At 72.1% G+C, this 23,621-nt stretch carries 19 protein-coding genes; 7 read left to right on the top strand and 12 right to left on the bottom strand.

What is annotated here, in order from left to right:
- Window positions 1–134: 134 nt before the first annotated feature.
- The 4 genes from AC07F3_RS02195 to AC07F3_RS02180 form a co-directional block, all read right to left on the bottom strand.
- On the bottom strand, window positions 135–1,745 hold the full coding sequence (locus AC07F3_RS02195) for an FAD-binding oxidoreductase (RefSeq protein ID WP_479109572.1): 1,611 nt from the start codon (window positions 1,743–1,745) through the stop codon (window positions 135–137).
- Between the two features lie 136 nt (window positions 1,746–1,881).
- A complete protein-coding gene (locus AC07F3_RS02190; RefSeq protein ID WP_114036384.1) occupies window positions 1,882–2,256 on the bottom strand; it encodes a nuclear transport factor 2 family protein in 375 nt (124 codons plus the stop codon).
- Between the two features lie 50 nt (window positions 2,257–2,306).
- The gene (locus AC07F3_RS02185) at window positions 2,307–3,494 is read right to left on the bottom strand and encodes an MFS transporter (protein WP_479109570.1); all 1,188 of its coding nucleotides are present in this window, start codon (window positions 3,492–3,494) and stop codon (window positions 2,307–2,309) included.
- Between the two features lie 120 nt (window positions 3,495–3,614).
- Window positions 3,615–4,757, bottom strand: a complete 1,143-nt coding sequence (locus tag AC07F3_RS02180) for a low temperature requirement protein A (protein WP_479110579.1) — start codon at window positions 4,755–4,757, stop codon at window positions 3,615–3,617.
- Between the two features lie 342 nt (window positions 4,758–5,099).
- Here AC07F3_RS02180 and AC07F3_RS02175 point away from each other — a divergent pair, with 342 nt between their 5' ends.
- The 3 genes from AC07F3_RS02175 to AC07F3_RS02165 are packed head-to-tail and all read left to right on the top strand — an operon-like array spanning window position 5,100 to window position 6,006.
- On the top strand, window positions 5,100–5,294 hold the full coding sequence (locus tag AC07F3_RS02175) for a type II toxin-antitoxin system Phd/YefM family antitoxin (RefSeq protein WP_479109568.1): 195 nt from the start codon (window positions 5,100–5,102) through the stop codon (window positions 5,292–5,294).
- Between the two features lie 35 nt (window positions 5,295–5,329).
- Window positions 5,330–5,686 carry a hypothetical protein gene (locus AC07F3_RS02170; protein ID WP_479109566.1) on the top strand — a complete coding sequence of 119 codons (357 nt, stop codon included), beginning with the start codon at window positions 5,330–5,332 and terminating at the stop codon, window positions 5,684–5,686.
- Window positions 5,683–6,006 carry a hypothetical protein gene (locus AC07F3_RS02165; RefSeq protein WP_479109564.1) on the top strand — a complete coding sequence of 108 codons (324 nt, stop codon included), beginning with the start codon at window positions 5,683–5,685 and terminating at the stop codon, window positions 6,004–6,006. The genes AC07F3_RS02170 and AC07F3_RS02165 overlap by 4 nt, the downstream gene beginning before the upstream one ends.
- Before the next feature lie 65 nt (window positions 6,007–6,071).
- Here the strand turns inward: AC07F3_RS02165 and AC07F3_RS02160 are convergent, their stop codons facing one another.
- The 4 genes from AC07F3_RS02160 to AC07F3_RS02145 are packed head-to-tail and all read right to left on the bottom strand — an operon-like array spanning window position 6,072 to window position 11,551.
- Complete coding sequence (locus tag AC07F3_RS02160) at window positions 6,072–6,977, bottom strand: ribokinase (protein ID WP_479109563.1); 906 nt, start codon at window positions 6,975–6,977, stop codon at window positions 6,072–6,074.
- 50 nt (window positions 6,978–7,027) lie between these two features.
- Complete coding sequence (locus AC07F3_RS02155; protein ID WP_479109561.1) at window positions 7,028–8,995, bottom strand: ABC transporter permease/substrate-binding protein; 1,968 nt, start codon at window positions 8,993–8,995, stop codon at window positions 7,028–7,030.
- Entirely contained in the window at window positions 8,970–10,538 is a 1,569-nt protein-coding gene (locus tag AC07F3_RS02150) for a sugar ABC transporter ATP-binding protein (protein ID WP_479109559.1), read from the bottom strand. Before AC07F3_RS02150 ends, AC07F3_RS02155 begins: the two co-directional genes overlap by 26 nt.
- Window positions 10,535–11,551 (bottom strand): LacI family DNA-binding transcriptional regulator, encoded by a 1,017-nt coding sequence (locus AC07F3_RS02145; RefSeq protein ID WP_479109557.1) that lies wholly within the window; start codon window positions 11,549–11,551, stop codon window positions 10,535–10,537. The genes AC07F3_RS02150 and AC07F3_RS02145 overlap by 4 nt, the downstream gene beginning before the upstream one ends.
- 231 nt (window positions 11,552–11,782) lie before the next feature.
- Between AC07F3_RS02145 and argG the strand changes: the two genes are divergently transcribed.
- Window positions 11,783–13,231, top strand: a complete 1,449-nt coding sequence (gene argG / locus AC07F3_RS02140) for an argininosuccinate synthase (protein WP_479109556.1) — start codon at window positions 11,783–11,785, stop codon at window positions 13,229–13,231.
- A 368-nt stretch (window positions 13,232–13,599) separates the two neighbouring features.
- Here argG and AC07F3_RS02135 read toward each other — a convergent pair whose 3' ends face one another.
- Window positions 13,600–13,890 carry a winged helix-turn-helix transcriptional regulator gene (locus tag AC07F3_RS02135; RefSeq protein WP_479110577.1) on the bottom strand — a complete coding sequence of 97 codons (291 nt, stop codon included), beginning with the start codon at window positions 13,888–13,890 and terminating at the stop codon, window positions 13,600–13,602.
- Window positions 13,891–14,029: 139 nt separating this feature from the next.
- Between AC07F3_RS02135 and AC07F3_RS02130 the strand changes: the two genes are divergently transcribed.
- The 3 genes from AC07F3_RS02130 (at window position 14,030) to AC07F3_RS02120 (ending at window position 18,089) form a co-directional block, all read left to right on the top strand.
- Entirely contained in the window at window positions 14,030–14,587 is a 558-nt protein-coding gene (locus tag AC07F3_RS02130) for a carboxymuconolactone decarboxylase family protein (protein WP_479109554.1), read from the top strand.
- Between the two features lie 201 nt (window positions 14,588–14,788).
- Window positions 14,789–16,654: a hypothetical protein gene (locus AC07F3_RS02125; protein WP_479109552.1), complete on the top strand. Its 1,866-nt coding sequence runs from the start codon at window positions 14,789–14,791 to the stop codon at window positions 16,652–16,654.
- A 217-nt stretch (window positions 16,655–16,871) separates the two neighbouring features.
- Entirely contained in the window at window positions 16,872–18,089 is a 1,218-nt protein-coding gene (locus AC07F3_RS02120; RefSeq protein ID WP_479109550.1) for a GNAT family N-acetyltransferase, read from the top strand.
- Window positions 18,090–18,107: 18 nt separating this feature from the next.
- Here AC07F3_RS02120 and AC07F3_RS02115 read toward each other — a convergent pair whose 3' ends face one another.
- The 3 genes from AC07F3_RS02115 to AC07F3_RS02105 all read right to left on the bottom strand — a co-directional run bounded on the left by AC07F3_RS02115 (window position 18,108) and on the right by AC07F3_RS02105 (window position 23,401).
- Entirely contained in the window at window positions 18,108–19,379 is a 1,272-nt protein-coding gene (locus AC07F3_RS02115) for a serine hydrolase domain-containing protein (RefSeq protein ID WP_479109548.1), read from the bottom strand.
- Window positions 19,380–19,772: 393 nt separating this feature from the next.
- Window positions 19,773–21,638, bottom strand: coding sequence for a gamma-glutamyltransferase family protein (locus AC07F3_RS02110; protein ID WP_479109546.1), 1,866 nt, complete (start codon window positions 21,636–21,638; stop codon window positions 19,773–19,775).
- 134 nt (window positions 21,639–21,772) lie between these two features.
- Window positions 21,773–23,401 carry a phospholipase D-like domain-containing protein gene (locus AC07F3_RS02105; RefSeq protein WP_479109544.1) on the bottom strand — a complete coding sequence of 543 codons (1,629 nt, stop codon included), beginning with the start codon at window positions 23,399–23,401 and terminating at the stop codon, window positions 21,773–21,775.
- Window positions 23,402–23,621 lie beyond the last annotated feature (220 nt).

Raw genomic sequence — 23,621 nt, 5'->3', positions numbered from 1 at the left:
CGGGTGGGGGGGGGGCGGGGGTGCTCTTTGGGTGGGTGTGGTCTTCCCCCCCTTCGTTGTCTTCGCCCCAAAGGAGATCTCCCTTCCCGGCGGACCGCGGTCCGGGGGCGGGGCACTTCGCGTGCGCGGGGTGCTCAGACGGTGACCGACAGGGGGTGGTGGAAGACGTTCCGCGGGTCCCACGTCTGCTTGGCCCGTTGCAGGCGGGGGTAGTTGCCCTTCCAGTACAGCGCCTGCCAGGGCACGCCCGAGGTGTTCCACGCGGGGTCGGCGAGGTCGACGTCGGGGTAGTTGATGTAACTGCCGTCGGCGGGCCCGTCGGGCAGCGGGACGCCGCCCGTGTCGGCGTACATGTCCCGGTACAGGTTGCGCATCCAGGCGATGTGCCGGGCGTCCTGACTGGGGTCGCTCCAGTACGTGGTGAAGTTGGCCTTCAGCATGGAGTCGCGCTGGGGCATCGCGGTGGCGTCGGGGGCCACGGTGTTCACCTGGCCGCCGTAGGTGTAGAGCAGGATTCCGGCGTGGCCGTCGTAGGTCCGGTCGGAGAGGTTGCGCCAGAGCACCGCGAGCTGGGCGTCGGACCAGCTCTCGCGCAGATAGGCGCCCTTGAACTTGCCGCGGTTGAACACGCCCGTGTCGTAGGGGTCCTTGAGCGTGGCCTTCAGCCAGGGCCAGCTGGAGGTGGCGGTGGTGTGCGGCGCGGCCACGCCGTCGGCGACGGCGGCGATGTAACTGTTCATCAGGTCGGCCGAGTTGGCGAGCGAGCCGTCGATCTGCGCGCTGAGCACGAGGGCGCCCTGCACGTAGTTGTTCAGGATGAACACGCTGTTGAGGCTGTCGTACGGGGTGCCGACGGTGTTGTTCGCGTGGTGCCAGTCGTTGTGGTTGCGCACCAGGCGGTCGAAGTCGGCCTCGGTGAGGTCGGCCCACTTCCAGCTCGTCGTGGCCTTCAGCAGGGTGGCCGGGGGCTTGGGGAGCAGGTTCCCGGGCGTGGTGCCGGTGGCGTTCGGGGAGCGGAACCAGTACCGCGTCACGATCCCGAAGGTTCCGCCGCCGCCTCCGGTGTGTGCCCACCACAGCTCGCGGTTGGGGTCGCCGGCGTCCCGGGTGGCGACCACACAGCGGGCTATGCCCAGGGCGTCGACGTACACCACCTCGACCGCGTACAGATGGTCCACGACCGCGCCGTACTCCCGGCACAGCGCCCCGTAGCCGCCGCCGGTGACATGTCCGCCGACGCCGACGGTGGGGCAGGTGCCGCCGGGTATGGTGACGCCCCACTCCAGGTAGAGGGTGCGGTAGACGTGGCCGAGCAGGGCCCCGGCCTCCACGGCGAAGGCGCGGCGCCCCGCGTCGTAGGTGATGGCGCTCATCTCGGACATGTCGACGAGGATGCGCACGTCGGGGTCGTCCACGAGGCCGTCGAGGCAGTGTCCGCCGCCGCGGACGGTGATTCTCCTGCCGCTGCTCACCGCCTCCTGCACGACCTGCACCACCTGGTCGGTGGAGTGGACGATGCGTACGGAATCGGGCTTGGCGGCGAATCTGGCGTTGTAACCGCGGGATATGAGGTCCAGATAGCGGGGGTCGCCGGGCGTGACGCTCAGGGCGGCGATCGTCGTGTCCGCCGTGCTGGTGGTGCTCGTGGCGGCGCGGGCGGGTCCGGCCGCGGTGAGGCCGAGCACGGCGGCGCCACCGACTCCGGAAGCGGTGCCGAGGAATCCCCGGCGGGTCACTCCAGCCATGGTTGTCTCCTTCGTATACGTGCTTTCAGCGGGTGCTCGTCAGCTGACGTGCCGTCGAGGGACGGGGTGAAAAGGGAGCTGCCGCTCCCCGAAGCAGGGGCCTCGGGGAGCGGCAGCGGGGGGAGCGGAGTGTGGCTCAGTAGACGTCGTGGCCACTGACCGTGGTCTCCGGCACGTCCTCGCGGACGTCCCAGTGCTCCACGATGCGGCCGTCGTCGATGCGGAACACGTCCACGACGACCATGCCGCGGTGGCCCGGCTGCGGCCGGAAGTGCGAGTGGGTGAAGACCAGGCCGTCGTCGCCGGCGATGCGGCGGATCTCGAACCGGGCCTCGGGGAGCTGCTTGCGGAAGCCCTCGATGAACTCCACGAGCGGCTTGCGGCCGTCGGGCAGGTTCGGGTTGTGCTGGATCAGCCGGTCGGCCAGGTACTCGTCGGCCCGGTCGGTCTGCCCCTCGTTCCAGATGTTCTCGATGTAGTCGCGCACGAGCTGCACGTGGTGGTTGGACACGGTGTCTCCTTGTTGTTTCTGCCTGTTGCGGGGTGTGGTTCGGGGGCCCGTTACGAGCTGGGGACCGGCTGCGCGGGCGGCTCGGCGACGGTGACCTTGCGTGCCGACGAGGCGTGCGCGAGTGCGGCGACGGCGAGGATGACGAGGGCGACGGCCGGGATGGGGCCCGCGCCCATGCCGGGCAGCAGGGCGCTGCCGATGAAGCTGCCCAGGCTCATGCCGAGGTAGAGGGCGGCGGCGTTCATCGCCAGGATGAGTCCGGGCTGGGTGGGCAGCAGGTCCACGAGGCGGGCCTGCTGGGGAGCCTGGTACATCTGGCTGAAGAACGCCCAGATCGCGAAGAGCACGAGGCCGGGCTCGGAGTGCGGTGCCACCAGGAGCAGGACGAACCCGGCGGCGAGACCGGCGACCGCGATGGTGATGGTGCGCGAGCCGCCGAGCTTCTCGGCGATCCTGGGCGACGAGGCGTTGCCGAGGACACCGATGACGCCGAACGCGAGCAGGGTGACCGAGATCAGCCCGGACGAGGCGCCGAAGCGGTCCTTGAGATAGGCGCCCGCGATGCCGTAGACCGTGAACTGGGCCGCCATGAACAGCAGCGTCGTCGAGACGGTCGAGAGCGCGGCGGGGGTGCGCAGGGTGTCGCGGTAGGCCTTGATCGTGGGCGGCTCACCGGAGGGGATCTCCGGCACGTACACCGCGACGAGCAGACACCCGAGTGCCGACAGCGCGGCCACTCCGAGCATCGCCGGCCGCCAGCCGAGGCTGCCGCCGAGGAACGAGGCGAGCGGCACGCCGAGCACCGCGGCCGCCGTCATCCCGGCGAACACGGTGGCCAGAGCGCGCTGCCTGCGCTCCGGGGGGACGATCAGCGAGCCCGCCGCGGAGGCGCCGGGTCCGAAGACGGCCGCGCCCATCGCGCCGATGACCCGGGTCACGGCGAGGAAGCCGTAGTTCGGGGCGAGGGCGCCCAGGGCCGCGCCCACGGTGAGCAGGCCGATGCCGAGCAGGAGCACCCGCTTGCGGTTCCAGCGGCGCAGCAGGATCGGGGCGGCCGGGGCGAACAGTGCGAACGTGAGCGCGAAGACGGTGACCAGGAAGCCCACGCGAGCCGGCGCGACGTGCAGGTCGTCTCCGATGGGACCGTTGAGGCCGACCACTGCAAGTGAGATCGTCCCCAGACTGAAATAGCCCAGCGACAACGCGAGCAGGGCCGGTGTCGAACTGCGGGACGGCATCACGCCACCTCCTTTTCCATGCCGGAAAACTTGAGTACGCAGGAACGCTAGAGGCCGAAGGCCCCCGGTTTCGCGCCCGGCGGGCACCGGGCCGAGCACTCTGCGAGGTCCCTCGCCGTACTACGTCAACTGGTGCTGCGACGAGCCCTGTTGGGCTCGCCGGAAGATCAGCGGGACCTGTCGTCCGGAGCTGATCAGCCAGTGTTCGAGCCCGTTCACGGCGACCAGCAGCGCGGCCGCGGAGCCGAGCGTGACGAGGCCCGGGAGCCAGGGGGCGGCGCCGCCGAGCGCGAGCAGGGCGAGGCCCCCGGCGAACCGGGTCAGGGAGGCGGCGCCGAACATCCGCCGCCGGGTGTAGCAGAAGGTGAGGGTGAACAGGGCCGCGCCGGCGGGCAGCAGCGCCGCGGCGTACCGGTGCGGCACATGGGCGGGTTCGACGACGATCCGGTCGGCGCCGACCGAGACGAGCAACAGGCCGAGCACCAGGACCAGATGGCCGTAGCTGAGCACGTCCCGTACGACGACGGACGGCGTGGGGTGGGTGCGCAGGGCGTGCGCGATGGCGGAGGCCACCAGGTGGAAGTAGAGCCACCACAGGGCGCAGCCGGTGAGGAAGGCGAGGGAGACGGCGAGCAGTTCGAGCGCCCCGAGCCGCCGCCCGGCGACCCAGGCGCCCACGGACACCACGTTCTCGCCGAGCGCGATGATGATGAACAGCCCGAACCTCTCGGGCAGATGGTTGACCCCGAACGCCAGCTGCCGCAGATGCCCGCTGAGGACCAGGGGGGCGAGGATCTCCGCGACCACGGCGACGGCCCAGCCGGCACTGCGCAGCCCCGGCGGCAGCACCGCGGTCGCGAACAGCACGAGGGCGAAGGCGAGGCCCGCGCGGTAGGGGTGGATGGTGTAGACGGCGCACTCGCGCCGGATGGCCTCCCCGATGAGCAGCCGCAGCGCGAGGTAGCACCCGGCGTAGAGCAGCGCCTCGGCGCGGGTCTCCAGAGCGTGCGGCGCGGCCACGCTCATGCCGTACGTGGCGAGCCCGGCGAGCAGCAGGAACACCCGCTGCATGGTGGTCTCGTGGACGGCGTTCATCGCCATCACCACGTCGACCCAGGCCCACCAGAGCGGCACGAGGACCAGCAGACAACTGCCCAGCGTCGCCCAGTCGGGCCGCTGCGCCAGAACGTGCGCGATCTGGCTCACCCCGAAGGCGAGCACCAGGTCGTAGAAGAGCTCCGTCCACGTGGCCCGGTCTCGCACATCGACCAACCCGGGCTCCACGGACCGTACTTGACCAGCGAGATGGACCACCGCTGCACCTACTCCCCTCCAGCGACGGGAATGCCGGTTGCAGCGCCCAATGTGTCCGCACCCCGCCCCGCCCCCTCGCCCGGGGCGGCACCAAGGCAACACATTGCGGTAAGTCGCGGAGCACGCTGTCCCAACTCGGACGACCGGGCGCGGGCGGCGCGAGCGCGTCCCGGACGGGGCGGCGGAGCGGATCGCCGTCGGGTCTGCCCGCGTGCGCCGTGGTGCCACAGGTTGCCCCGGGCCTCCCGATGCGCGCGCGACAACTATGATAGTTGTTATAGATTGCGTGCCATGGAAACGAAGACCTACACCACCATCGACCTCCGCAAGGGCATGGGCGAGATCCTGGACCGCACCCGCATCGCCGGAGAGGCCGCCGCGATCACGCGTAAGGGCAAGACACTCGCCTACCTCGTCCCCGCCGACTGGTTCGAGCAGGTGAACGCCCTGCTGGTGGAGGGCGAAGACCGGTCCCACGCCGCCTGAACCGACCACGCCGCAGCCTCTAGGAGAAGCGCGCCATGACTGCCGAGCCCCTCCCCTTCGAGAGTGGCCCCCGCCGCCTGCCCCCCATGCCCGAGCGCACTCCTCAGGCCCTCAGACTCGCCATCCAGGAGCACGCACCGCACCTTCTGCCGGACTTCGAGGCGCACTGGCGCCGCGACATCGCCGACGCCTTCAACGTGACGCCCGTCCCCGCGTTCATGCGTCTGTGGTGGACGCAGTACGCCATCGCGCGGGACCCGACACTGGAAGAGCACCTGCGCGACCTCGAGGCGCGCGCCGCGAAGTCCGAGGAACCTCAGGAGAGCGCGCGGCTGCTCGCGGAGTACAGCCGCCTGCGGCACGAAGCCGCGGCCACGGAGCCGGGCCAGTGACCGACCCGCTGCCCGGGCCACCCTGGCAGATGGACTGGACGAAGGAGGCCGGAGAGGCCTTCTCCCACATGCCGGCGGAAGGACGGCAACTGATCATTGCCGCCCGAGCCGAGTTGATCACCGTCGACGACCCCTACTTCCGGGGCATCGACGCCGACACGTCCCTGCCCCACTGGATCGCGGTACGTCCGCTCGCTTCGACCAGCCCCGCAGGCCCGCACATCGCCGATCTCGCCGGGGGACGAGGCTGGCTGATCTTCACTTTCCTCCGCCGCCACGCCGAGCCCCAGATCATCGTCACCGACGTCTTCTGGACCTGAGCCGACCCCGGCGCCGCCACGTTGGCGACCGCCGCACCTCGTGTCCGGGCCCCGCATCTCCTCCCTTACACCCCCTCGGCGAACAGCTCGTCCGCGTTCGGGTACGACTCCTGCGCGCCCTTTCTCGTGACGGCGAACGCGCCGACCCTCGTCGCGAATGCGGCGGCCTGGGTCAGGGGTTCGCCCAGGCCCAGGCGCCAGGCCAGGGCCGCGGTGAAGGCGTCGCCCGCGCCCGTCGTGTCGACCGCTTCCACCCGGGGGCTCGGCACCCGTGCGCAGCCGTCCGCGTCGGCCACGAGGGCTCCTTCCGCGCCGAGTGTGACGACCACGGAGCGGGGGCCGAGCGCCAGCAGGGCGCGCGCCCAGTCCTCGGGGCGCTCCCCCGCGGGGCCGCCCAGCATGAACCGCGCCTCGTGCTCGTTGACGATCAACGGGTCGCAGGCCGCGAGGACTTCGGCGGGCAGCGGGGCGGGCGGCGAGGGGTTCAGGACGAGGCGGGCACCGGGTGCCAGGCACCGCGCCACTTCCGCCACCGTCTCCAGCGGGATCTCCAGCTGTACGGAGACGACCGGGGCAAGGGCGAACAGGCTCCGGGCCGCGCGGATGTCGTCGGGCGTCAGGCGGGCGTTGGCGCCCGGGGACACGACGATGCTGTTGTCGCCCGAGGGGTCCACGGTGATCAGGGCGACCCCGGTGGGCGTCTCGTCGACCAGCACGCCGACGGTGCCGACCCCGGCGTCGCGCAGCGAGGTGAGCAGCAGCCGGCCGTGCTCGTCGTCGCCGACCTTGGCGAGCAGGACCGTCCGGGCGCCGAGCCGCGCCGCGGCGACCGCCTGGTTCGCGCCCTTGCCGCCGGGGTGGACGGCGAGGTCCGTGCCGAGCACCGTCTCGCCGGGGGCGGGCCTGCGGTCGACGCCGATGACCACATCGGCGTTGGCCGAGCCCACGACCAGCAGGCCGTAGGTGTGCATGGGAGCGCCCTTCGTTGAAAAGTGATGGGTCATCAGGTGTCGTTGTCCGTTCAGGAGAAGTCCGCCGCGTTCTTCTTCGTGACCACCTTCACGGGCACCTTCACCATGCCGTCCGGCTTCTTGCCCCGGGCCGCCTCGACCGCGTGGCGCACCGCCGTCCGGCCGAGCTCCGCCGGTTGCTGGGCCACCGAGGCGTACAGCGTTCCGGCACCAACCGCCTTGACGGCGTCGGGAGTTCCGTCGAAGCCGACGACCGCGACCGAGGTGCCCGCCCTGGCGCCCAGCGCCTTGACCGCGCCGAGCGCCATCTCGTCGTTCTCGGCGAAGACGCCGGTGATGTCGGGGTGGGACTGGAGGAGGTTGGTCATGACGTCCAGGCCCTTGGTGCGGTCGAAGTCGGCGGGCTGGCGGGCCGCGACCTCGATGCCGGGGTAGTCCTTGAGGCCGTCCGCGAAGCCCGCGCCGCGTTCCCGGCCGGCGGAGGTGCCCGCGGTGCCCTGGAGGACGACGATCTTCCCCTTGCCGCCGAGCCTCTCGGCCAGCGTCCGGGCGGCGAGGCGGCCGCCGGCCACGTTGTCGGAGGCGACCAGCGTGGCGGTCCGCGCCTTGTTGACCCCGCGGTCGGCCGCGACCACCGGGATGTCCGCCGCGTCGGCGCCGCGCACGGCGGGGCCCGCCGCGTCCGAGTCCACCGGGTTCACGATGATCGACTTCATGCCGGAGCTGGTGAAGTTCGCCAGCTGGTTGGCCTGTTGGGACGCGTCGTTCTGCGCGTCGGTGACGGTGAGGTCGACGCCCTCGGCCTTGGCCTCGGCCTGCGCGCCCTGCTTCATCTGCACGAAGAAGGGGTTGTTGAGGGTGGACAGCGACATCCCCAGCTTGATGCTCGTGCCACCGGAGGAGCCAGGGTTCAGCAGGTATCCGGCGCCCACGACCGCCGCCAGGCACACCGCGGCGACGGCGAGTCTCACCGCGCCGGGCCCCTTGCGCCCCGGTCCCGCCGGGCCGGACAGGGCCCCGGGCGCGGCCCCCGCCCGGCGGCGCAGGGTGTCGAGGAGGACCGCGAGCGCGATGACGACGCCGATGACGACCTGCTGCCAGAACGCCGACACGGACAGGAGGTTGAGCCCGTTGCGCAGCACCGCAAGGATCAGCGCGCCGATCAGGGTGCCCGACGCCTTGCCGACCCCGCCCGACAGGCTCGCCCCGCCGATGACGACCGCGGCGATCGCGTCGAGCTCGTACCCCTGCGCCGCCTGGGGCTGCGCGGAGGCCAGGCGGGAGGCGAGGACGATGCCCGCGACGGCCGCGAACAGGCCGGACAGCGCGTAGACGACGAGCTTCTGCCGCTTGACCCGCAGCCCCGAGAGCCGGGCCGCCTCCTCGTTGCCGCCGATCGCGTACATCGAGCGGCCGATGTAGGTGCGGGACAGGACGAACGCCGTGAGGAGCCCGGCCCCGATCATCACCAGGACCGGCACCGGCAGCCAGCCGCCGAGCGTGTCACCGAGCGCGGACACCGGGTCGGGGAAGGCGATGGGGCTGCCCTGGGAGATCACCAGGGAGAGACCGCGGCCGACCGACAGCATCGCCAACGTCGCGATGAACGGCGGGAGTCTGCCGTACGAGACCAGTACCCCGTTGACGAGCCCGCAGGCGACGCCGGTGGCGACGGCCAGCACGACGGCGAGCCAGACGGGCACCCCCTCGGACGTCGCCGACCAGGCGAGGACGGTCGAGGAGAGCGCGGCCACCGAGCCCACCGACAGGTCGATGCCCGCCGAGACGATGACGAAGGTGACGCCGAACGCGAGGATCGCGGTCACCGCGGCCTGCACGCCGACGTTCAGCAGGTTCTGTGCGGTGAGGAAGTCACCGGAGAGCAGCGCCAGCGCCGCGACGAGCACCACCAGGGCGCTGAGCGCGCCGTTGTCGAGCAGCAGGCGCCGCGCGAGGGCGGCCCCGCCCGCGCCGGCGCGGTGGTCGAGCGTGTCAGCGGCCACGGGAGCCCTCCACATCTTCGTGATTCACCTGATTCACCTGTTCGTCCGGTGCGGCCACGGCCAGCGCCATGACGGCGTCCTGCGTGGCCGCGTGCGCGGGGAGTTCACCGGCGATGCGGCCCTGGGCCATCACCAGCACGCGGTCGCTCATGCCGAGCACTTCGGGCAGATCGCTGGAGATCATCAGGACGGCGTGGCCGGAGGCCGTCAGCTCGTTGATGAGCTGGTAGATCTCGACCTTGGCGCCCACGTCGATGCCGCGCGTGGGCTCGTCGAGGATCAGCACCCGGGTGTCCGCGAGCAGCCACTTGCCGATGACGACCTTCTGCTGGTTGCCGCCGGACAGGGTGCGCACCCGCTGGTCGAGTCCGGCCATGCGCACCCCGAGCTGCCCGGCGACGCGGGCGGCGGCCGTGCGCTGCCCCTTGAGGTCGACGAGTCCGGCGCGGCTGGCCGAGCGCAGCGTGACCAGGCCGAGGTTCTCCTGCACGGATGCGTCGAGCACCAGGCCCTGGCCCTTGCGGTCCTCGGGCACGAGCCCGACCCCGGCGCCCATCGCGGCGTTCACATCGCCCGGGGCGAGCCGTTCGCCCCGTACCTCGACGGTGCCCGCGTCGTAGGGGTCGGCGCCGAACACCGCGCGGGCCACCTCGGTGCGTCCCGCGCCGACGAGTCCGGCGAGCCCGACGACCTCCCCGGCCCGCACCTCGAAGCTCACGTCGTGGAAGACACCGCGCCGGGTGAGGCCGTCCACCCGCAGCAACGGCCCTCCCGGCTCGGGCCGTTCGCGCGGGTACTGCTGCGCGATGCCGCGGCCCACCATCAGCCGTACGAGTTCGTCCTCGGGCGTCGACGCGGGCACCTGGTCGACGCTGCGGCCGTCGCGCAGCACGGTGACGCGGTCCCCGAGCGCGGCGATCTCGTCGAGGTGGTGGGTGATGAAGACGATGCCCACCCCGTCGTCGCGCAGGGTGCGCACGATGCGGAAGAGCTTGTCCACCTCCTCGGAGGTGAGCACGGCAGTCGGCTCGTCCATGATCAGTACGCGCGCGTCCAGGCTGAGCGCCTTGGCTATCTCGACCATCTGGCGCCGGGCGATGCCCAGTTCACGCACGCGGGTACGGGGCGCGACGTCCACGCCGACCCGGTCGAGGAGCTTCGCGGCGGCCGCCTCCATGGTCCGGCGGTCGATCATGCCGAGGCGCCGGGGCTGGCGGCCGAGGAAGATGTTCTCGGCCACGCTCAGCTCGGGCACCAGGTTGAACTCCTGGTGGATCGTGGCGATCCCGAGGCGCTCGGCGTCCTCGGCGCCGCGGATGTTCACCTCGCGCCCTTCGGCGAGGATGCGTCCGGCGTCGGGCCGGTGGGCCCCGGACAGCGTCTTGATGAGGGTGCTCTTGCCCGCGCCGTTCTCGCCGAGCAGGACGTGCACCTCCCCGCGGCGCAGGTCGAAGTCCACTCCGTCGAGGGCGACGACCCCCGGGAAGGACTTGCGGATGCCTTCGAGGCGCAACAACTCGCCTGCCCCGTCCGGCAGTTGGCTCTCCTGATGGCTCACTTCGCCCTCCTCGGGTCCGGGGCGCCCTCGCCGCAGGACCGGCGCACGACGAGGGAGGCGGGGAGGGTGACCGAGTGCGGGGTCCGGCCCTCGATGAGGTCGGCGAGCGCACGGACGGCGGCCCGGCCGAGCTCGCCGGTGGGCTGGGCGATCGCGGTGACGGGCGGGTCGGTGTGGACGAACCACGGGATGTCGTCGAAGGCGGCGAGCGCGATGTCCTCGCCGATGCGCAGCCCCCGGGCGCGCAGGGCGTCGAGGGCGCCGAGCGTCATGAGGTTGTCGGCGGCGAAGACGGCGTCCGGCGGCTCGGGCAGGGCGAGGAACCGCTCGGTGGCCCGGCGCCCGCTGGCCGCCTGGAAGTCACCCTGACCGACGTAGTCGTCGGGGAGCGAGATGCCGTGCTCGCCGAGCGCCGAGCGGAACGCCTCCACGCGCTCGCTGCCGGTGGTGGTGGCGGCCGGGCCCGCGATGATGGCGAGCCTGCGGCGGCCGAGCCGGTGCAGATGGGCGACGAGGTCGCGGATGGCGGCGCGGCCGTCCGCGCGCACCACGGGTACGTCGATGCCGGGGATCCACCGGTCGACGAAGACCATCGGGGTGCCGCCGTGCGCGGCCTCCAGCATGAGCGGGGAGCCACCGTCGGTGGGCGAGACGAGCAGCCCGTCGATCCGCCGGTCCAGGAGGGTGCGGACGTGGTGGTCCTGGAGCTCGGGCCGTTCGTCCGCGTTCCCGATGATCACGCTGTAGCCGAGCGCCCGGGCCGCCTCTTCCACGGACCGCGCGAGTTCGGTGAAGTACGGGTTGAGGACGTCGCTGATGACCAGGCCGAGCGTGCGCGTCTGGTCGGTGCGCAGCGAGCGGGCCACCGCGTTGGGCCGGTAGCCGAGCGTCTCGACCGCCGCGAGCACCCGGGCGCGCGCCGCCGGACTGACGGACGGATGACTGTTGAGCACCCGCGACACCGTGGCGACGGACACCCCCGCCTCGGCCGCGACGTCCTTGATGCCCGCCATCGCCGGACCACCTCCTCGTGGAACCTCGACCGTCGACTCCCGCCGGGCCGGAGCCCGCCGTGGAAACGATTACACGCACGCATTGGAATCGATTCCACGGCGCCCGGACAACCCCCTGAAGGGGTAGCGAGACCGGATCGTGACCGAAGCCGGGTCGACAGGGAGCGCCGGATTTCAAGGAAACCGACCCAGCCGCTTGCATAAACATTCGGAATCATGAATACTCTTCCTATGTCCAAGGTTCTCACCTCCCTGCCCGCCGGCGAGCGCGTCGGCATCGCCTTCTCCGGCGGACTCGACACCTCCGTCGCGGTCGCGTGGATGCGCGACAAGGGCGCCGTCCCGTGCACCTACACCGCCGACATCGGCCAGTACGACGAGCCCGACATCGCGTCGGTGCCCGGCCGTGCGAAGTCCTACGGTGCCGAGATCGCGCGCCTGGTCGACTGCCGGGCGGCGCTGGTCGAGGAGGGCCTGGCCGCGCTCGCCTGCGGCGCGTTCCACATCCGCTCCGGCGGCCGCGCCTACTTCAACACCACGCCGCTGGGCCGCGCCGTCACCGGCACCCTGCTGGTCCGCGCGATGCTGGAGGACAACGTCCAGATCTGGGGCGACGGCTCGACCTTCAAGGGCAACGACATCGAGCGGTTCTACCGGTACGGCCTGCTCGCCAACCCCCATCTGCGGATCTACAAGCCCTGGCTGGACGCGGACTTCGTGACCGAGCTCGGCGGCCGCAAGGAGATGTCGGAGTGGCTGCTCGCCCACGAGCTGCCCTACCGGGACAGCACGGAGAAGGCGTACTCCACCGACGCCAACATCTGGGGCGCCACCCACGAGGCCAAGACGCTTGAGCACCTGGACACGGGTGTCGAGACCGTCGAGCCGATCATGGGCGTGCGGTTCTGGGACCCGTCGGTCGAGATCGGCACCGAGGACGTGACGATCGGCTTCGCCCAGGGCCGCCCGGTGACGATCAACGGCAAGGAGTTCGCCTCGCCGGTCGACCTCGTCATGGAGGCGAACGCCATCGGTGGCCGCCACGGCATGGGCATGTCCGACCAGATCGAGAACCGGATCATCGAGGCGAAGAGCCGGGGCATCTACGAGGCCCCCGGCATGGCACTGCTCCACGCGGCGTACGAGCGTCTCGTGAACGCGATCCACAACGAGGACACCCTCGCGCAGTACTACAACGAGGGCCGCCGCCTCGGCCGGCTGATGTACGAGGGCCGCTGGCTGGACCCGCAGGCGCTCATGGTCCGCGAGTCGCTCCAGCGCTGGGTCGGCTCGGCCGTCACCGGCGAGGTGACCCTGCGGCTGCGGCGCGGCGAGGACTACTCGATCCTCAACACCACGGGCCCGGCCTTCAGTTACCACCCGGACAAGCTGTCGATGGAGCGTACCGAGGACTCGGCGTTCGGCCCGGTGGACCGGATCGGCCAGCTCACCATGCGCAACCTCGACATCGCCGACTCGCGCGCCCGCCTGGAGCAGTACGCGGGTCTCGGCATCGTCGGCACGGCGCACCCCGAGCTGATCGGCGCGGCGCAGGCGGCGGCGACCGGCCTCATCGGCGCCATGCCGGAGGGCGGCGCCGAGGTCATCGCCTCCCGCGGCGAGGTCTCCCACGCCGACGAACTCCTGGACCGCGCGGCGATGGAGTCCGGCACAGACTGATCGCCCGCACCGGCCCGCCCCTCACCGAGCCCCGCCGACCCGCCCCCCACAGGGACGGACCGGCGGGGCTCGGCCGTGCGGCCCGTGACCGACCGGGACAGTCTGGTCGGAGAACGGCCCGTGGGGTCCCGCGCGGTTCGGCCGTCGTACGGGCGTAGAGATCCTGGGACTTCGGCCGACGGCGGACGGCGGACGACCGGTGGGGTCCCGCACAGCTCGACCGTCGTACGGGCGTGGAGGTCCGGGGACTTCGGCAGACGGCGGACGGCGGACGGCCGATGGGGTCCCGCACGGTTCGACCGTCATATGGCCGTGGGGCTCCTGGGACTTCGGCCGTCGCACGACCAACCCCCGATCTCCGGGGCCCCCTAGTCCCCCGGCGAGCCTCCTGCCTCCATCTCCCTCGCCCAGCGTCGGCTCCAGGCACCCAGGGGGCTCAGCGCCTCGACGAGGTCGCGGCCGAGCGGGGTCAGGCGGTAGTCGGCGCCGTCGAGGGTGAGCAGTCCGGCGCCGGTCAGCTCGGTGATCCGGGTGCTGAGCACGCTGGAGGACATGCGCTCGCAGCGGCGCTGCAACTCCCGGAAACCCGCCGGGGCCTGGCTCAGCTCCCACAGCACCCGCATCGTCCAGCGCCGCCCGAGCAGATCGAGTGCGGCCATGACCGGGCGGCCCGACTCGGACCCCCTTACCGGCACGCCCGGCCGGGGCGTGCTCGATTCCCCGCGCTCCATGCGTCCTCCTTGCGCTTCGTCTTTCGAAGCAGCATAGTGATGCGAAAATCGAAGCAGGAGGTACGGCATGCCGCGCATCGCACCGCTCCACCCGCCCTACTCCGCCGAAGTCGACCAAGCGCTCCGCCGGTGGATGCCTCCCGGGGTGCCGCACGAGCCGCTCACGCTGTTCCGGGTCCTGCACCGCAATCCGGAATTGGCCTCCCGGATGTTCGTCCTCGGCTCCGGACTGCTGGGCCACGGGCTCCTCCCCGCCGCCGACCGCGAGCTCGTCATCGCCCGAACCACCGCCCTCGCGGGCTGCGCCTACGAATGGGGCGTGCACGCCGCTCACCTGGCCGGGCGGGCCGGGCTCACCCCGCGACAACTCCGGGCGACCACCGACCCCGCGTCCGCCACCGATGCCGCGTGGCCGCCCCACCATGCGGCGCTGCTCGGCGCGGTGGACGAACTGCACGCGACGGCCCACCTCTCCCAGCCCGCCTGGGACGCCCTGCACACCCACTACGACGACGCCCAGATCCTCGAAATCCTCGTACTCACGGGCTGGTACCGAACCATCAGCTACGTGGCCAACGGGCTGACGCTGGAGGAGGAGGACTGGGGCATTCCCTTCCCCGGGTAGTGGCCCGCGCCCCCAACTCGCTGGCACGCGGGGCACGTTCATCAGCATCCCTCGCCCCCCGCACTTCGGCCGTACTCGCCCACCGCAAGCGGCAGTCGGCGCCGCCGGTCGTCGCGGGTGCTGACGCGTGCACCCCGCAGCGCCGTTGTCGGACCGGGCGGATAGGGTCACCGCACCTGACCAGCCCGAGGAGCGGCGCCCATGAGATCACCGGCCGAGCTGGACCACGTCCCGTGGCACAGCCTCACCCACGCCTACGGCGGCGCCGATGACGTGCCCGAGCTGATCAGGGCGCTGTACGAGGAGGACGAGGAAGCGGCCGACGAGGCGATCTACGAGCTGTACGGAAACATCCACCACCAGGGCACGGTCTACGCGGCCTCCGCCCCCGCCGTCCCCTTCCTCGCCCACGCCGCCCGGCACGTACCGGGCCGCCGCGAGGAACTCCTCATGCTGCTCGCCGTGCTCGCCGACCACGACCCCGAGCACGTCAACCGGCCGCATTGGGGCGGCAGTTCGGTGGCCGCGATCTGCCGGGAGCTCTGCCGGGTGCTGCCGGATCTGCTCCCGTGCCTCGACGACGGCGAGCGCGGGGTGCGCCGGGCGGCGATCCGCGTGGTCGGCGCCGTGGCCGGGTTGCTGCCCGCCGAACTCCGGGCCGCAGTCGAGGGCCGGCTCGACGCCCTGTACGCCAACGACCCCGTCCCGGCGGTGCGGGCGGACGCGATGGTCGTACTCGCCCGGCTGGGCCGGGAGCCACTCCCGCTCGACAGCCCGCTGTCCGAGGTCAGGCTGGCCGCCGCCCTGCTCGCCGCCGAGCGGAGCGGACCGCCCTACCCGGCCGGGCTGGTGGACGTCCTCGCCGCGGACGGCGCCGAACCCGAACCCGAGGACGACGCCTTCCCCTGGTCCGGCACCACCAGCCAGGACCAGCACCTCACCGATCTGCTCACCCGCGACCCCGACGCCGGTCTCACCGTGGCCGCCCGCCGGATCGAGGCCGGGGACGTCGGGGCGCGCGGCTCCTGGCTGGCCCGGGAGATCACGGAGACCTGGCGCGACCGGGAGCCCCAGGCCCTGGACCTGCTGCTCGCCGCCCTCCCCCACCAGCGGGACGCACGCGCCCGCGCCCACGTCATCCGCACCATCGGCACCGGCATCAGGCGTCTGCCCGAACCCGGCGGCGACCTCCGCGACGCGCTGTACCGCTACGCCCGCACCGAGGAGGCGGAGACCGCCGAGCCCGCCCTCCTCGCTCTCGTCCGCTCGCGTGATCCGCGCGCCCTGGAACTGGTGCTGCGCCGCCCCGGCGCGCAGGCCCTCAGAGCGGCTGCTTCCCGCTTCCCGGAGGCCGCCGACCGGCTGATACCCGTAATACGCCGCGAACTGGCCGCGGGCGCCACCGACAACGCGGGCATCGCCCTGGTCAGCGCATTGGAGCCGCTCGGCACCGCCGCCCGCCTGGCGGAGCCCCAACTGCTCGACTGTCTGCGGACCCACCGCGCGGCCATCGTGGCCGCCCGGCAGCTCGGCCTCAACGGCGTCCGCACAGAAGAGACCGTCTCCCTGCTGGACAAGGCCCTGCGCGCGACCGACTCCTCGTTGAGCGCGGCGGCCGCCGTGGCCCACTACCAACTCACCGACGACGCCGACCCGGCGCTTCGCGTCTTCACGCACCTGCTCTCCGCCAAGGGCCCGGTCCACTGGCACGTGGGCAGACTCCGGCCGCTCGGCGCGGCCGGAGCTCCCCTCCTCCCGCTCATCGAGCCCCTGCTGGAGGCCGGTTACGAGTGGACCCGGATGACGGCCGCCGAGGCGCACCACTGGATCACCGGATCGCCGGAGCGCGCCGTCCCCGTCCTCACGGAGCTGGTGGACTCGACCCCCGTCGGGCTCGCCGCCCTCAAGGCTCTCGCCGACATCGGCGAGACCCCCGAGTCGCTCCGGCCCGCCCTCCGCTCGTTCGCCTTCTCCCCTCTGCGGCTGCTCGGAGCCGGACTCCCCTCGGAGGAGGCCCACCCGGACGACGAGCTCCGCACACTGGCGTGGCGGATGCTGGCGCTCTGACCGTGTCACCTCGCTCCGGGAGCCAGCGGTGGCGCCGCGATCCGCCGCCGAGCCCGAACGCTGCTCCCGGCGGCGGGAGTTGACGCGCCCGGGGAGCCGCACCGAGGACCGGCCGAGCGGCCTGCCCTAATTCACTTGACCTGGTCACCGGTCGGGGCTGCACTGTGGCGGGGCGCCGCGACTCGTGGTGCCGATATCCCGGGAGGCAGCGCCAGCGATGGAGATCCGTACCACGACCGACGAGGACCTCGACGTCTTCATCGACACCCTTTTCGCCGCCTTCGGACGCTTCCCGGAACCCCCGAAGGATGGCACCGGAGTCTGGTGGTCGGCCCTCGAAATGGACCGCAACCTGCTCGCCGTGACGGCGGACGGGCGGCCCGTCGGCACCGCCGGCGCGTACTCCTTCGAACTCACCCTGCCCGGCGGGGGCCTGGCTCCGGTCGCCGGGGTGACCGCCGTCGGCGTCCTGCCCTCGCACCGGCGCCAGGGCGTGCTCAGCGCGATGATGCGGCATCAGCTCGGCGAACTGCGGGCCCGGGGCGAGTTCCTCTCCGTACTGCTGGCCTCCGAGGCCGTGATCTACCGCCGGTTCGGCTACGGCCCGGCGACGTACACGCAGCGTCTGACGGTGCCGCGCCACAAGACCGCCTTCGCCGTGCCCCGAGCGGGTACGACGGCCGACGCGGCTGCGGGCGGCTCGGTCGAGGTGCTGCGGCGTGCCGAGTGCGGCGGGATCCTGGAGGAGGTGTACGACCGGTACCGGCGCGCCCAGCCCGGTGCGCTGTCCCGGCCGCACCGCTGGTGGGCGTCGGGCGCCGGGCACCCCCCGATCGCCCCGGCCCCGCGCTACATCGCCCTCCACCGGGACGCCGACGGCGTCCCCGACGGTTACGCGAGTTACTCGCTGGGTGAGTCCGGTTTGACGGTCGACGAGACCATCACCACCGACGACGCGGTCTTCACGGCCCTGGCCCGGTTCGTCCTGGGACACGACCTCATCACCGAGGTCGTGTTCAAGCACGTGCCGCCCGGCCACCCGCTGCGCTGGCAGCTGGCGGACTTCCGCGCCGGCGAGGTGGGCAGCGAGACCGACTGGCTCTGGGTGCGGCTGCTGGACGTTCCGCGCGCGCTGACCGCGCGCGGCTGGGCCACGGACGGCGAGCTCGTCCTGGACGTCGACGATCCGTTCCTGGGCGAGCGCGGCCGTCATCTGCTGACCGTCCGGGACGGCAAGGCGGAGTGCGTCCCGACGGATCGGGAGCCCGATCTGTCCCTGGACGTGAGCGACCTGGGCTCCGTCTACCTCGGTGGCACCGCGCCCAGCACGCTCGTGCGCGCCGGCCACGTCCGCGCCCACCACCCGGGCGCGGCCCCCCTCGCCGACGCCCTCTTCCGCGCCGAGGGCACTCCGCACTGCCTGCACTGGTTCTGATACCGGGTCTTCCCACCGTCACCCGGACGAAGGCGAGGACGACGAGGACGACGAGGGCGAGGGCGAGGACGACGAATGGGACTCCTGGACGGGCACGCCGTACACATGCTTCGGCGACACGATGGTGGTGATCGCCTGGCCGAAGAGGGTGCTGGGCTCACTCTTGTCGTGCAGCGCGTCGGTGTTGAGGACGATGGCCATCGTGGCCTTGGCCTCGGGGAGGTACATCGTCACGGACTCGTACCCCGGCAGCGAGCCGTTGTGCCCGATCCAACCCTGGACGTTGACGATGCCCAGGCCGTAACCGGCGCCCGGAATGCCGGTCGGGATGGTCTTGAGGCGCTCGGCCTGCGCCTTGGGCGACAGCAGGGTGCCGGTGGCCAGGGTGGTGGCCCAGCTCTTCAGGTCGGAGAGCGTGGAGATCATCGCTCCGGCCGCCCAGCCCCAGGAGGGGTCCCAGTCCGTCGCGTCCTCGATCTTTCCGGACAGGGTCTGGTTGGTGTACCCGTGTGCGTGCGGGTCGGGGAACGCGGCGTCGGTCGGGAAGCTGGTGTGCGTCAGACCGGCGGGCTTCACGACCTTCTGCGTGATGTAGTCGTTCAGCGGCATGCCGCCGGCCTTCTCCACCACGAGGCCGAGCAGGATCAGGTTGGTGTTGGAGTACTGGTAGTCCTTCCCCGGCTGGAACACCACCGGGTGCTTGAAGGAGTAGTCCAGCAACTGCTGCGGTGTGAACGGCTTCGTCGGTTGAGTGAGCAGCGCCTTCACGAAGCCGTCGTCGGCGGTGTAGCTGAACAACCCGCTGCGCATCTCGGCGAGTTGACGCAACGTGATCTTGTCCCCGTTGGGGACGCCGGAGATGTACTTGCCGATCGGGTCGTCCAGGCCCACCTTGCCCTGGTCGAACAGCTGGAGCAGGGCGGTCACGGTGAACGTCTTGGTCACGCTGCCGATCCGCATGTACATGTCCGGCTGCATGGGTGCGCCGCTGGACTTGTCGGCGACGCCGAAGCTCTTGACGTAGCTCCCCTTGCCGGGCGCCGAGAGGCTCACCGCGACGCCGGGGACGTTCGCCTCCCTCATCACCTGCCGGATGGCGGTGTCCAGACGCGCGGCGACGGCCGGGCTGAGGTTGGCGAACTCGCTCTCGCTCGATGCCGAGGCGGACGGGGAGGGGGACGGAGAGGGTGTGGCACCGTACGCGCTTGCGGTGACCGCCGGGACGGTCAGCAGCGTGGCCGCCGCGACTCCCACGCACGCCCTGCGCCATTGGATCCGTGAACACCTCATGGGCAGGCCTCCTGCCGGACGAGGGGCGTCCGGAGACAGACGTCCGGACGAGGACATCACTCGCCTCCACGCTAGGCCCGTCACGCCGCCCCCGCATGGCGGCCCCCGAGTTGCGAGCCGGGCAAGTCCGTGCGTCCCGCCTGGTCGGGCGGGCGCGGCAGGGCGTGTCGGCATCGGCCCGGCACGAGGCTCTACGGTCCCCGAAGGGCCGGAGGGCGGCCGCGCAGGCGGAGGGCCGCCGTCCTGGACGGCGTGCCCCGCGCGGACGCGGTCACCCAGGTACGCAACCACTCTGCGCACCGCGCGGTGGAAACACCCTGGCAACGCCGGTTCGTGGCCCGCTTCGCGTGAGGTCGCCGGGCGGGGAGTCCGAAGCCCCGCTGCCGCATCCGCTCACCGCCCCACCGCATACCCCTGCATCCCCCGCGGGTTCGCCGCGGCCGACAGCACTCCGGTGCGGGGGTCGCGGGCTACCGCGCACAGTCTGCCTTCCGACCAGGGGTCGCCCACCACGACGTCGTGGCCGCGTCGGCGCAGTTCGGCGAGGGTGTCCGCGTCCATCCGGGATTCGACGGTCACGCGACCCGGGCGCATGCCGCGTGGGTAGAAGGAGCTGGGGAAGCCGTCGTTGTGCCAGTTCGGGGCGTCGATGGCGCCTTGGAGGTCGAGGGTGCCGCGGACCGGCGCGCGCAGTGCCACCGCGAGGAAGAAGTGCAGTTGCCACTGGTCCTGCTGATCGCCCCCGGGCGTGCCGAAGGCCAGCGTGGGGACGCCGTCGCGCAGGGCCAGTGAGGGGCTGAGCGTCGTGCGGGGGCGGCGGCCCGGTGTGAGGGAGTCGGGCAGGCCCTCGTCCAGCCAGGCCATCTGAAGCCGCGTGCCGAGGGGAAAGCCCAGTTCGGGCACGACCGGGTTGGACTGGAGCCAGCCTCCACTGGGTGTGGCGGCGATCATGTTGCCCCAGCGGTCCACGATGTCGAGGTGGCAGGTGTCGCCCCGGGTTCCGCCGTTCGCGGCGATGTCCGGTTCGCCGGGCGCCCGTGTTCGCTTGGTCGTACCGTCCGGGGCGGAGCCCGACCGCCGATGCGGGCTCCTGGCGGTCGTGGGTTCGCCTGCCCCGAGCGCGCCCGGCCCCGGCGCGTCCGTGATCACCGTGTACGCGTGCCGGCTCATCCGGGGCGCGCGACCGCCCGGGCTGCCGGGGCGGAGCTCGTACGAGGCCCCGTCGCCGATCAGCTCGCGGCGCTCCGCGTTGTACGGGTCCGACAGCAGCTCGTCCATCGGTGTCCGGGCGGCGTCGCCGTACCAGGCCTCGCGGTCGGCCATGGCCAGCTTGCAGCCCTCGACCAGCAGATGGACGTAGTCGGCCGAGGCGTAGGGCGGCAAGTCGCTTGGCAGCAGGGCGAGTTGCTGGAGCAAGGAGGGGCCTTGGCTCCAGGGGCCCGCCTTGCACACGGTCCACTCCCGCCAGTCGTACGTCACCGGCGCCTCGTAGGTCGCCGACCAGGAGGCGAGGTCGGTGGCGGTCAGGGTGCCCGTGTGGCGCACTCCGCTCGTGTCCGTCGTGGGTCGTCGGGACTGGCGGACGAGGGCCTGCGCGATGAAGCCCGAGCGCCACACCTCCCGTGCTCTTTCGATCCGGGCGACCCGGCCTCCGGCGGCCGAGGCCTCGGCGATCAGGCGCCGCCAGGTCGCGGCGAGCGCCGGGTTGCGCAGCAGTTCGCCCGGCCGCGGCGGATGCCCGTCCGGCAGGTACACCTCGGCCGACGTGCGCCACTCCGTCTCGAAGAGCGCGCGTACGGTCTCCACCGTCTCCCCCACGCGCTCCACCGGGACATGACCGTCCTCCGCGTACGCGATCGCGTAACTCAGCACGTCCTCAAGGGACTTGGTGCCGTGATCGCGCAGGAGGACCATCCACGCGTCGAACGCGCCCGGCACCGCCGCCGCGAGCGGGCCGGTGCCGGGGACGAGGTCCAGGCCGAGTCCCCGGTAGTGCCCGATCGTGGCGCCGGCCGGGGCCACGCCCTGCCCGCACAGCACCCGCACCTCGCCGCCCGCCGGAGCGAGGAGGATCGGCACCTCGCCCGCCGGTCCGTTGAGGTGCGGCTCGACGACATGCAGGACGAAGCCCGCGGCGACGGCGGCGTCGAAGGCGTTGCCACCGTCCTCAAGGACGGCCATCGCCGACTGCGAGGCGAGCCAGTGCGTGGAGGACACCATGCCGAAGGTGCCTTGAAGGGTGGGTCGGGTCGTGAACACGTTCGCTGCCACCTCGCCGTCCGGAGCGCTCAACTTGACCTCCGACTATGGCATTCGCGGGCGGGAACGGGGTCCGCGGCCCCGGCCCGCTCCCTCCTCGCGCCATCCGGGAGGTCGCGGGGCCGGGCCCGCGGTCAGCCCTGGCAGATGCCTCGCTCGTAGTCGACGGTCGCGGACGCCTGCGAGAACTGCCACTGCGGGGCCAGGAGTTGGGACCCCAGCTGCTTGGCCGCCGCGGGGCTCTCCACCACGTAGCCGAAGTCCTGGAGCCAGGACGGGTAGAGGTTCTTGGACCCGATGTAGAACGCGGAGTCGTCGACCGAGATCAGCTTGTGGTGCTGCGCGTAGGGGTGGCCGTCGGCCCACTTCGGGTTGGCCGAACCGCGGAAGGTGGCCAGTTGGAGGTTGGAGCACATCGCCGTCCGTGCCGTGCCCCGGTCACCGGTGAGCAGCGCGAGCCGCTCGCGCAGGGTGTCGCTGATCTCGGAGAGCGACTTGATCTGCGAGTAGCCGCCGCTGCCCACGGCGCCGCGGTTGGCGGGGTCGCTCACCACGATGCGGACCTTGACCCCGGCGGCCAGCTTCGCCGCGAGGGCGTCGTAGGTGCGGATGTCGTAGCGGGGCAGCGGAGGACAGGTGGCGTTCAGGTCCTGCTGCGAGATCTCGACGTGCTGCCTCGCGCTGGAGATGAGGGCACGCAGAGCGCTCTCCTCCGGGTTGACCGTGTCGTAGTCGCGGTCGGCGTTGGTGTTGTCGTGCAGGCCGACGACGCACTTGGTGTCGGGCGCGGTGGGCAGCGCGGGACGGAACGCAGAGGCCGGATCGTCGCGCTGGATGCCCACGCCGAGCCCGCCGACGGCGATCACCGGCACCCCGCCCGGGGACGTCGCGGGGGCCGGGACCCGGGGCAGCGACGGCATGCATCCGGCACCGTTGGACGAGGCGAACCACACGCTGGCGATGTTGCTCTTGTTGCGGCAGGTCCGGGACCACAGCTCGTCCAGGTACTTGCTCGCGGATGCGGCGGCGGGGCCGCTCAGCGCCAGGTCGACGTCGGAGACCGGGTGGGCGGTCTCCAGGTAGTCGTCCTTCCAGCTGTTGATGCCTCCGGTGACCACCGACCGGCCGTCGACCACGAGGAGCTTGGAGTGGTTCCAGGAGAACGCGGTCTTCGACGTCGTCATCGACGCGACGTTCAGGTTGATGTCCTTCGCGGCCGCGCCGAGCCGGTCGACGAGCGCGTCGCGGTACTTCGACGGCACGACGTTCAGGTGGTAGACCGGAGCCGCACCCACCAGGACGCGTACGTTCAGCTTGTGCCCGGCCGCGGCCGACGTCTTGAGTCCGGCCACGACGGCGTCCTGGAACGCCCCGTTGGGAAACGGGGCCAGGGTCGATATGTCGACGGTGCCCGTCGCGCTCGCGATGTTCTCGGTGATTTTGGCGAGCAGCCTCCGGGTGCCGGGCCGGTCGGCGCACGTGTCGTCGCCCCAGCAGCCGGGGGTCTGCAACAGCCAGTCGCCGCCGCCCGGCGTCGACGCGTCGAGGGAGTTGCCCTCGGTGCGTTCCCAGACCCGCCCTTCGAGCCCCGGCGAGACCTGTCGAAGCGCCTGCTCGACGGCGTCCAGGTGCGGGGCGGCGCCCCCGGGCCCCGTGTCCGCGGCGGCGGGGACCGCGGGCAACAAGGCGGCCAGCAGGGCGGGGACGGCGGCGCGGGTGGCGACGACGGAGACGGACGGACGCTTGCGCGGATGACGAGCCAATTCGCGTTCCTTGCTCAAGGTGAGTACTGCCGCCGCGAGGAGCGGCAGCAAGATCAACTCGCGGAAAGCTATCAGCCCGTCCACCGGGTCGTATGTCCGTGGATGCGGGATCTGGCCGGTAATAGCCGGTGCGTCAACACCGGCGGGCCGACGGGGCCTTGGTCGGCATCATCGCCGCGTGGTGCAGCTCACGCGTCAGCCCGCGCGAGAGCGAGGGCGC

The sequence above is a fragment of the Streptomyces sp. NPDC045846 genome (assembly GCF_056431605.1).
This window is presented reverse-complemented; position numbering and strand designations above follow the sequence as displayed.